Here is a 10,982-nt window from a genome sequence, read left to right as displayed (position 1 = left end):
ATCTTCGCTTTAACAGCAAGCGCATTAGACTTGACTTACGGTAATGATCTTTCCTGCATTGTGATCACCGTTGTTCATGTGGTAATCCGTGGTATTGACGTTGAGGTAAAACTCAACACTCAATACAAACAGGAAGTGTGTACCACCTAACTGTGATTTATCAATGGAAAGCACTGAGGCTTCTACCGGCGCCGAAACGGGAAGGATTGGAGTTGCCGCTGTGACCGTAGTCCTTGTTCCTGCGTCGAAATCCAAGCCTACTCCGGTTGCTGTGATTTTGAAACCCTCCGCACCTGATGGATAGGCGATTTCATCATTGGGAACTAATGCCGGAATATTAATCTGCCAGGATGTAGGTGAATCAAGTGTCTCGATCTTGAACAGAAGGGTTCTGGACAGGGAAGCACGGATGTTCAATTCCATTCCTCCAAGCAAATCCCAGGTGCCATTTTTCACCTTGCGTTCTCCCCGGACACTTACCGCATCTGATTTGAGCACTTTCATCATCTGCTGATTCAGTCGGAGACCCAGACGCTGATCACTGACTTTGGAGATCACCGGACGAAGTGCATCTTTCACCAATTTGGTGGAATTTGCATTGTCGGTGAATTCCCGCATGTTTTCCCGGGTTCGGGCGTATCGGGGATCATTCATGATCCTTGATTTTTCTACGCCGCCCTTTTCCCGGGCCAGGTAACCATCCTTGGTTTTGTAAAAGGAAAGTCTCCCGACTCTTCCCTTCAGTGTAATTATACTCGCTTGTTTTGCCATAATCCTATGGGTTTTAGTGAAACATGCCACCAAGGTCAGCCCCTCAAAAAAGATTATCAACTAAACATGCATTCCTTGCCAGTTTCTGCACTCTTTGCTTCTTGCTGCATGGGCTATTAGCTGGGTTTTACATTAAAAAAGGTCGGGAAGCTCTTCCCGACCTTGACTGTTTCCTCATTCTGGATTCATTTTAAACCCAGTTTTCTTAGATTCTAAGTCCCAAGAGGAATACAGACAGAATCTGAAAATCTCCTTTTATTCCTTGGAAGTTGACGGTAAAAGGACATGTAGAGATAGCTGCCAGAAAGATTAATTCTCGGAGCAAGTTCAAGGATCTGGGATTGGCTTTTGCGAAAAGCTTCTCCCGTAAACTCTTCTGCAATCCCCTCTTCGGGATTATAGATGACAATCCAGCTGAAATCGGACTCTCTGGAGTTTCCCTGATTCCCTTGGGATTCCCAGTTGAGCTTAAGTTGTCTTGCACCGATCCATTCCGGCTGAAGGTTATGCACTGGACTAACAAGCCCTGATGACAGCAAAATGGATTCATACTGTACAGTGACAGTTCCCTGGATTTCAAGCATAGTTGATTTTAGCTTTTGGGAAAGTGCAAGGTGAAATCCCTTTTTGGTCGGGGTAACAAACTCTCCATATCCGGTATCCAGGAGTTTGTTCAGCGGGCGGAGTGCTGCTGTTGCAAGTTTGAACTTTTGCTGGTATAGGCGCTGGAGTGCTGTGGGCTGGTAGGTCTTTTTCCATTGTGGTTTTTCCCTGACCACTGTTTTTCCGTTGAGTTGATAAATGACCAGATTGCCCAATTTTCCTGAAATCTGGCCTAGAAAAGGATGATTTAGTCTTGCCATTGGTTAGTTCTATTTTGGTGAATGATATGTAATGGGTACTAGATAGCCAACTGAATGAGGCCTTAATCATGATGCGGTTTGGTTACCGCGTATTTACCGGGATTCTGTTGCCGGCAACAGAACCCAGACCGTAGCCAGACCATAGGGCAGCAGTACAAAGTCCGAAGGAAGTATGGGACCCGATTGCCGTTGGTATGCCTTTGTCTGGACGCTGCATGCACGTAATCCAAGCAGAGGTTAGCGTTTAGCAAGGCTGTCACATCGCATTCCAACAAAAGCCGGGAATTCTGCAACCGACAACCCTTATTCTTTTGAATTTGCTATCAGGTGAAAATATTATTGGATGACCCCATTGGATCCAAATAGCCCTTGCCAAATCCAAGATCTAAGAAAGAGAAAATGGTGATTAACCTTGACGTAGAACTATGGGATGGGCGAGAAGGTCGATTCCACGCAGGAATTAAGAATATTGTATAACTGTCCAGCTTCTGGAGAAGCGGGACAACAAGAAGACTTCGCCATTACAATTTCAGGAAAACGGTTTAAAAAAGATATGCCTCGGTAAATACCAGTAGTAGTAAAAGTTCAACCTCCACGTAGATACAGTTTCGTTTCCTAGATATACGATGACTTTACACTGAGTCTTCTTCGACTCATCTTCGACTTCTACCCAAAAGATGAGTCGAGGAAGAGTCGAAGAAGAGTGGAAGCAAACCCGATGTATATAAGGCTTAACACTACCTGCATAAAGCTTTGGCATAGGTATGGATGCCTGTGATACTGGGCTTTTATTCTACGTAACACTCCCGTCTCTATAAGGAACGGATAGCTGGGTTCAGTCCGATTTAGCGGACACTAATTTCAGGCAATTTCGGTTTCATGAAATTTTTAAAGCTAGTGACTTGACTTGGGGCCACTTCTCTACAGCCCTCTTCATCTCAACCTGATGAATGACCCTCAACCTTCCGATTATCAGAAATTTACCAAAATTTTTTTTGAACCCAAGATATTCAGGTTATCTAAAACCCCATTCGATAACCAGACTTTTCCTCAATTCTGAAATCCATTAACTTAGAAATCAAAGCTACATCGTGCAGGCTATCTCTATCATATCGTCCACTTCACTGCTTCGCATCCGGGCAGTTTGCCTGGGAAAAGTTAAGTTTCCTTCTCCTGAAATTGCATGGTATGTGATGGACTATACTTATCGAAACCGCCATTTTTTCAAATGTGAAGACTATTCCAGACTGGAGGCTTATCTATGTCCCTATTGCAACAAATACCACCTTGGAAATTCAACCAAAAAAACAAAAAAGAAATCCCTTATTTCAGATGCTTCTCGTCATACTCCTTAAGTGATCGACTCAAGGAAGGGGGTCGGACCATCAGGTATTCGGAAAGATGCCGCTGCTTGATCTCCAAAAATTCAGGTGAAATATTCAGCATGGTTTTAATTTTGTTTTCAAGTGTAGTCTCATTTTGTATTTCTGTGAATACACTGCTGGCATAGTGATCCTGATTAATTATGTGTTCAAAAAGATCGTTGGGATACCTTTCGGATTCCTTTTTCGCCACAAGCAAATACGTCAAAGGAATATAAGTAATTTCAGTATGCTTTACCGCTGTCCAAGTCGCTGACTTCCGCTTGATCTTCCCTCCTAATTCCAAACCGGTATAAAAAATGTGTTTCTCCATCAGTAGATGGCACTCTTTTCTTCCATTTTCCATTTTCAAATCACCCAATACCGCTCCGGAATTGATAAAGCACAACAGCTCATCCTGTCTAAATTTGACAGGTTCGCCTCTCTGGAACAGGACTGTTCCTGCTTTATCAAACAGTTGCTTAAATAGGTTTGGAACATAAATTCCATGCTTTTGGGCATAATGGATAATATTCCATTTGAGGTTAAAATCGCTGACCATCCAACTTCACTTTTTATGGAATCTAGAGGAAAATCCAGTAGAATCCGGGTTAAACAAACTTTAAGTCTAACGGAAATTAAAAATCTAAATTGATTTTTCATATCAGTGATTATGAAAAGTGATGTTTTAATAACCAGATCAAAATCAAGGATTTGCACATAAAAAACAAATCCTGTAGGTTCAATATACCATAGGGGATTTCTCCGAATGGCCTTTCAAAGCCGCTCATCTTCAGGACTGGGAGCGAAGATGCCAGTCCACACTCGGCGGTGCAGGGAGTCCGAACCGGCTCCTTGACGGGGCAACCCGGTCGGTTCAGCCTCTGGTGCGAAGTTCTCGGGCGGATTCCTTACGTAGGATGAAGTCCACGGAAGGAGCTTCGCGACAGAGGTCCCGATTACCAAGTGTTTTATGTTTCACCGAGGGGTAACCCTCACAAACGATTGTAATCATGGAAGCAATTACCAAAAGATTACCCCTATTGGCATTTGCTCTTGCAGCATTTGCCGCAGTAGCGTTTACTTCTCCAAAGGAGTTGCCTACTGAGATGTACGGATTTGATGGAACCGATTGGTATCTGATCGAGGGACAAATTGGAGTTACCTATCGCTGTGACAGCGACACTCAGCCTCAGTGCCTCTTTGATGCGGTCGAAGGAAATCCAATTCAGCCGCAGTTAAACCGCAAATTTGTGAACATTAGCTTAGATCCAGTTGAAGATCCAATCAAATAAGCAACTCGTTAAGAACCCGGAGTTTTTGATTCCGGGTTCTTTTTTTTACCGTGCACCAAGCACAACTTCGTAAGGAGGAATCTCCATTGTAAATTGATTTTCTTCTACCAATTCATAGACTGTTTCATAAATTTCTCGGGTAGCTTTGAAGGAAGAATCCAACTGACGGAACCGTTTCATATCCATCCATCGAGTCCCTCGGAAAACCAGTTCTTTTCTGCGCTCAGCTAGTGTAAGCGCCAAGGCTTCTTCCTGATTCAAGTCTATCCATGATTCAAACTCTCGGTACCTTGTTTTCCCCAATTCATTCAATTTCTGTAGCCCCTCTTCCACCCTGCCGAATCGAATCGCCGACTCGGCAGCGGTCAGGTATAATTCGGAAAGACTTATTCCTGAGAAAAAAAGAAATCCTCCGGTATAGGATCCTTTGAAAACCGGCCTTTGTGTTGGGCTCAATCTGAAAAAAAGTGCCTTTCTCAAGTCATTTGCCTGATAGGAATCATACAGTTCCGGTAGAATGTAAGTAGCCGGCCCTGCATTTACCCCTGAACTTTGAAATTCCCTGAACCAAACCGTCTCAGAATTGAAAAGTGTAAAGGGATAGAATAAAGTAGAATCCATTTCCGAATATTCCATCAATCCATCTCCGTTAGCTATCACAAAGTCTGCCGCTTCAAATGCCTCTTCCCAATTTTGCTCGTACAAATAAATCCGCGCCAGAAGAGATTTTACGACCCGCTTATCTGCTCTGGTTTTAAATTCGTCCTTATCAGGAAGAAGTGAAAAAGCCTCATCCAAATCCCGCTTTACCAAATCAAACAAATCCCTGATCCCGAACATTTGCAATGGCGCATTGATATCAGAACTGAGATTAACCGGAATCTTGACTTCTTCGGATCGATTGCTTTGAGGTGAAGGCAAAAAAAGAACAGCCAAATCAATCAAGACACCTGAGCGAATCGCCAAAGCGTCCCCCCTTAATTGGCCATAGGCTGCTTCATTTTTGTTTTCTAAGTCATCCAGAATTTTCAATGCTGTATTTGCAGTGTTTAGCTGCCCATGTAGATTGATGTAGTCGGCGGACCTTTCTTGAGGGTCAAACCTGTTGATCTGCCACAGGTAAGTATTTTGTTCCCATGGAGCGAAGGTTTCCCAGTTTTCAGATGGAGTCTCCCATTCATCAGCGGCAATAAACAGCGTGAGTGGCTTGATGCTGAAAAAAGAGTAATTATCCAAAAGCCCTCTTACATCCTCGAAGGAATGCGGAATAAGTAAGGCTTTTTGAGGCTTTTCCTCCAGAAAACTGTCGCAGGAAAACAGGGACAAAAGGCCAAATCCTGTCAGAAATATTTTGATTTTATTTTTCATTTTGATGTCGTGTTTAGGGTTTAATAAAAAAGGGTGGTCACAGGGATTGTGACCGGGAAACCGTTTTGGGTTTATCAACTAGCTAACCGTATGAGGAATACCGGTTTCCTTTTACCCTTTTGTTTGATTTAGAAATCCATTCTTAATCCAAAAGAAATAGACCTCAAGGCTCTTGCTGATTGGAAATCAGGATCCAGTGGATCATTCGAGGCCTTCCATATAATTCCCAGATTATTGGCGTAGGTATAGAGTTCCAGGCCCTGAAAAGGAAGGTTTTTGATTTGCTGTCGGGAAAGACTGTATGATAACCGGATATCATTTAAGCGGATATTGTCGCCTTTTTCCACCAATGAGGCAGAATGCGTATAGAAATCATTTCGCCTAAGATTTGCAGTAGCCGGCAGGGAAGGGACACTAGTCCTGAGCTCGTCACCGGGTTCCATCCAGCGATTATGATAGTCTCCATGCCCCGGAAGGCCTCGGAGGAGCTCATAATAATTTACCGACCTCCTTCTGTAATAGTATCCAAATCTATAGGATGCATTGACCGACAAGCGGAAGCCCCTATAACTCACCTCATTTCGGAGAGCTCCAAAAGAAGTCGGACGGGCAGGGCCATGGTATTGCAGGTTGTCAATCGTGGCAGCTCTAAACATCGCCAGATAATCCATGCTTGGCTCTCCATCCAAAAAACCCATTGGATCTCCCGTATCCGGATCCAATCCTGCCCAAGCATAAGAATAGATCCCATAGAGTGGGCGCCCAACGATTGGATAGGGCATTGAAGTATTGGCAATGCTTAATAGATTGGCTACTGTTGGGATTTGTTCAAAATCCGTCACCTTTTCATTGACAGCACTGTAGATGAGATATGAACTCCAGCGAACCTTTCCGTTAATCCAGTTTGCGGTCAAGGAGATATCAGCGCCTCTTACCTGACTGGAAGCGAAATTACCGTTCAGGTTTGTTCTTCCTGTAGCTGCCGGAAGCGAAAACTGTCCGATCAGATCTCTGGAATCTTTCAGGTAGTATTCTACACTCCCGCTCAGAAAACCGTTTTGTGTTTCGAAGTCCAACCCAATATTGGTTGTCCTCACTTTTTCCCAACCCAGCCTGGAATTCTCGGGATTGATGATACCCGCCTGCCTCAACTGAGGAATCAGATCAAAAGGGAAACTGGGAGCGTATTGCGCAGTGAGTCGGGCAGATAAGTTTTTGTTAACATTCCCGGAGTACCCATACGTAGCCCTGAGTTTTAAAAAGGGCATTTTAGTACCCTTAGCAAATTTTTCATCTGATATGATCCATGCCCCTCCAACCGACCAAAGCGGTACACCTCTCATGTTTGCATCCACCCCAAAAATGTTCGATTGGTCCTTTCTACCGCTCAGATTTAGGAAATATCGATCTCTCAACCCATAGCCCAGATTGGCATAATAAGAGACAAAGCGATCCACTCTTCCACCGTGAGAAATACCCGATGGAATGGAGGATCGTTGTCCCGGATTATAGAACAAAGGAAAGATGGTCGCAAAATCCACCGGAATGCTTAGCCCAAGTTCATCATCATACCCATAGTAGCGGCTTGTCCAATCCAATCCCTTTAAATCTCTTACTTCAAGTCCACCCAAACCGTTCAATTGGTGAATTCCACCCAATTCCTTTTGATAGGTCAGCTGCGGTCGGAAAGTATGGGAATAAGTGTCGGATTGAGACACATCCAATATATCTCCCACAGGAACTGGTGTAAGCAGATTTCCATCCGTATCTCTTTGTGTAAAGCGATTGATCAGGTCACGGGTGGAATAAATTGATAATGGATCCCGATTTCTAGCCGTATTCAGATTTCTCCAATACTGATAAAAAATCCCAACTTTAAGTTCGGAGGTTAAAGCATATTGGACGGAAGGATTAATCCGAAGGTCATAGGCTTGATTTCTATTGTCCAACTCTCCGATTTCATTAAGAGGGATGTAATTCCAGTCCTGCAAGCCCATATTTTCAATTGAATTGACATACCGGGTACTGTAATTTCCGGCGATTGGAAGCGGATTTCCACTGGAATCGGCAAGTCTGTCATAGACGTAACCCGAGGGAATTGCAGTTTGTGTAAGGGAATTTTGGTTGGCCAGATTGATTCCGAATCCAAGCTCAAGTTTATTGTTTAACCCTTTCCACTGATCTCCCAAAGCCAGGGTCCAGCGATTGGAAGAATTTCCGATCACATCGGCCCGATTCTGATCAAAGCCAAGGGAAACCTGGTAGGCATGATTACCACCGCCTCCTGTGATCGACAACGCATATTGCTGGTGCAGGGAGGGTTGCAGATAATAGTCTGTGATCTGCTCTCTCAAATCAGAATTCCCATACTGGGCGAGCAAGTCGTCCGCCTCTGCTTGGGTGATTTTATTGTCCCGTAGGGCAATGAACGTTTCCACAGCAGGAGAAAGCTTAGGCTTATTGACATTATTTTCATTGGATCTATAGAAATTCCTTCCGAAAAGATCTTTCTCGATTTCGATAAAGTCAGCATTGTTCATTCTGGGTAGGTAGAATAAATCCCGCTGTTCACTAACTGTCAAATTGGAATTGAGACTGACTTTCAATGGCTGCCCAACTCTTCCTTTTACAGTGGTGATGACGATTACTCCATTGCCTGCACGTGCGCCCCAGATGGATGCCGCTGCTGCATCACGGAGGACTGTGATGCTCTCCACATCATTGGGATTGATGTTTTCCAGCGGGCCGTCGTACGGAAAATTATCCACGATGATCAGCGGTGAAGTATCCGAATTAATGGTGCTTCGCCCACGGATGGTGATGGGTTCGTTTCGGGCATAAATCCCCCGGTTAAAAATCAGTCCGGGAGTCACGTCCTCCAGGCGATCAATCAGATTAGCGCTTACTCTCCGCTGCACCAGTTGGCTATCCAACTGAACAAAAGACCCCGTAACCCGCTCCTTGGGCAAAGATTGGTATCCATCAGACACCACTTCTACCATTCCGAGTTCTCTTTCGTTGGCCTTTAGCACCAGGTCTAATGGAATGGAAAGGGGAATCTCCACTTCAGCCCTGTAATTTTCCATCCCGATATACGATATCATCAGGGTGTATTTCCCGAAGGGGAGGCTCAGCTCAAAGCTGCCTTCTTCATTTGTAATCGTTCGATAGTCCGTACCATTCAGGTAAACGAGCGCTCCCGGCAGGGCCAGTCCATTGGTATCTTTTACCGTGCCGCTTAGCTTTCCTTCAGCGTTTTGTTGGCCAAAACTTTGTCCGGAGAGTAGGACAAATGCCACCATAATCCATAGATATATTTTCATAGTCAGTGGGGTTGGGTTGATGAAATGGTTAATGCTGAATTGCTTTGAGTCTTGTTTAGCAGCAATTGAAGCTGCATTGGACCCATTTTATCCAGAGTCTGTAATCGGATTTTGGAATCCGGACCGATAATCATTTTTTGGGGAAAGGAATGGATCTTGTATCGGTCCAAAACTCCTGTGCCTTTTTCAGCGCGGAGATTAAGCATCTCCGGAGAAGTGTAATTACCTGTGGCTAAACTTGTCATCCAGGAACCTTCCCCTCCATCCGCATTGACGGTCACGAGGAGTATATCCTCATTGGATTCCAGCAATTCCTGAAGAGGCTGTAAGGCCATTTCGTAATCATCTTTGCAGAATTTGCAGCCGGAAATCCAGAAATGAAGCAAAAGAGTCTTGCCTTCAAACTGGCTGAAGTCTACTTTCCGACCTTCTTCATCATACAGTCCTTCGGAAAGAAATGGACCCAACTGAACCTGATGGAGGTATTCCAGTTTCGATTTAATCCAAGATGTATTTACCTGTTCGATACCTGTCAGGAGGTAGGCATCCAGATTTTCTTGCAGTCGGTTATAATTACTAAGCAGAAAATAGCCTAACAGTTCGTCTTTGAGTGGCTCGGGATATTGAGTCAGATTCGCCAGTAGGCTTTCCGAGTTGATCTTTGATTTTAAAATCTCAAAACTGCTTAAACCCTGCACAAGGAGTGGATGGGCACTTTTTACCTGACCCAATTGAAGTTTCTTTGACCAATCCAGCAAGGCCTTTCCTTTTTCTTGATCCGCTACGAGTTGATCGGCAATGCGCTCCGCCCGTTTGGTAGCGGTACTTAGGATTTGGCCTTTAACCCGGGAATTCAGCTTATCCCTTTCCCAGTCCGTAAGATCGGGAGCCGTATTTTCCAGAATGAAGAAGGCTGGATGTTGATCAAGGGGTTTGTTCAGGTAGTCCTGCAGGTAATCCCAACCGTTTTCCTTGGGTACGAGGACCTGCATGCTAACATGGATGTCCTGAGCCTTACTTTTTGCTTTTCGATAGGCTGCACCTGAGGCATCGTCGGCAAATAGCCCTTCGCTCCTATTGGCGATAAGAATGGGATTTGAGTTGAACTTCTCCTCTTTAAATGCTTGATCCAACAGGTATTGAGTTCTGAAAAATGCCGCTTTGGGACCTCCGAAAAGCGCATTTCCACTAGTTAGGTCAAATCTGATCCTTACACGGTCTCCAGCATGAATGCTCCATTGGTCCGCAAGGGTCGACTTGCCTGCTGCAATGCTGATAAAGCCGGATTCCAGTTCTTCTGGAAACACGAATGAAAAGACCTGTGTCCCTGCACTGCCTTCGAAATAGGTTCCCTTTTCAGCGATTAGAGGAATTCGGGTACCTGGTGTCACCGAAGGTGCATCACTTAGCAGATGCTCCCAGTAGGTGATCCAGAGAGTATCAGGAGGAATTGGGGATGCGATTTCAAAGTAGATCATACCCTCTGAAACCGAACTCTGAAAAACATCGGAGAGGATTGCTCCTCCCCGATGGGCGTCTCCTGAATGTGGGGAGACTGAAGGCGCAGGCCTATGATCCTGCACCTCTGGGGGTGAATCGGCAACTTTGCTCGATGGGATTTCTATGCTGCTACTAAGCAGTAGAATAAGTAGTAGTGTGTTCATTTCTTTAGTAATTGAGGTGGATGAGATAAGTCCCGGGAAATCGGGACGAAATACGCTTTAGCGAGATATACCCTCCTCCGTCGGGCGAAATAGGCTTCCCAACTGTGGCGTTTCTAAGTCGGATAAGGAGGAATTTCACTAGTGTGGAAACCAGAAAATCCGCAATTTTCAGACATAGCAATGCCAGGAAGCATGTGAGTAGTAATTTTTGCATGCTTTGATGGTTGTTAATGAAGCTGGATAATGGATGTCCGGTGTCGGGTGACCGATGACCGATGTGGTCAACAGTCGACTGTCGACAGTCCACGGCCTAGTACTGTCAGGCTGACACTTCTTA

General features: G+C 44.7%; 8 protein-coding genes. 1 reads left to right on the top strand and 7 read right to left on the bottom strand.

The genetic code is table 11. From position 1 onward, the window contains the following. Positions 1–24 precede the first annotated feature (24 nt). From DK188_RS21015 to DK188_RS21005, 3 genes are all read right to left on the bottom strand, one after another. A complete protein-coding gene (locus tag DK188_RS21015) occupies positions 25–771 on the bottom strand; it encodes a hypothetical protein (protein ID WP_111672831.1) in 747 nt (248 codons plus the stop codon). Between the two features lie 212 nt (positions 772–983). Beyond that, complete coding sequence (locus DK188_RS21010; RefSeq protein ID WP_111672830.1) at positions 984–1,634, bottom strand: DUF6266 family protein; 651 nt, start codon at positions 1,632–1,634, stop codon at positions 984–986. Positions 1,635–2,957: 1,323 nt separating this feature from the next. After that, positions 2,958–3,557: a cyclic nucleotide-binding domain-containing protein gene (locus DK188_RS21005; RefSeq protein WP_111672829.1), complete on the bottom strand. Its 600-nt coding sequence runs from the start codon at positions 3,555–3,557 to the stop codon at positions 2,958–2,960. Positions 3,558–4,008: 451 nt separating this feature from the next. Between DK188_RS21005 and DK188_RS21000 the strand changes: the two genes are divergently transcribed. Continuing rightward, positions 4,009–4,290: a hypothetical protein gene (locus DK188_RS21000; RefSeq protein WP_111672828.1), complete on the top strand. Its 282-nt coding sequence runs from the start codon at positions 4,009–4,011 to the stop codon at positions 4,288–4,290. Positions 4,291–4,335: 45 nt separating this feature from the next. On the opposite strand, the gene DK188_RS20995 is transcribed toward DK188_RS21000, so the two are convergent. The 4 genes from DK188_RS20995 to DK188_RS21575 all read right to left on the bottom strand — a co-directional run bounded on the left by DK188_RS20995 (position 4,336) and on the right by DK188_RS21575 (position 10,859). Continuing rightward, positions 4,336–5,658, bottom strand: coding sequence for a RagB/SusD family nutrient uptake outer membrane protein (locus DK188_RS20995; protein ID WP_111672827.1), 1,323 nt, complete (start codon positions 5,656–5,658; stop codon positions 4,336–4,338). A 128-nt stretch (positions 5,659–5,786) separates the two neighbouring features. Continuing rightward, entirely contained in the window at positions 5,787–8,981 is a 3,195-nt protein-coding gene (locus DK188_RS20990; RefSeq protein WP_111672826.1) for a SusC/RagA family TonB-linked outer membrane protein, read from the bottom strand. Positions 8,982–8,983: 2 nt separating this feature from the next. Beyond that, the gene (locus DK188_RS20985) at positions 8,984–10,645 is read right to left on the bottom strand and encodes a TlpA family protein disulfide reductase (RefSeq protein WP_157963322.1); all 1,662 of its coding nucleotides are present in this window, start codon (positions 10,643–10,645) and stop codon (positions 8,984–8,986) included. A gap of 4 nt (positions 10,646–10,649) precedes the next feature. Further along, a complete protein-coding gene (locus tag DK188_RS21575; protein WP_157963321.1) occupies positions 10,650–10,859 on the bottom strand; it encodes a hypothetical protein in 210 nt (69 codons plus the stop codon). Between the last annotated feature and the right edge of the window lie 123 nt (positions 10,860–10,982).

The organism is Algoriphagus litoralis (assembly GCF_003259255.1).
In the GTDB taxonomy this organism is placed as follows: domain Bacteria; phylum Bacteroidota; class Bacteroidia; order Cytophagales; family Cyclobacteriaceae; genus Algoriphagus; species Algoriphagus litoralis.
The sequence above is the reverse complement of the archived record's forward strand: the minus strand, read 5'-3'. Positions and strand labels throughout refer to the sequence as shown.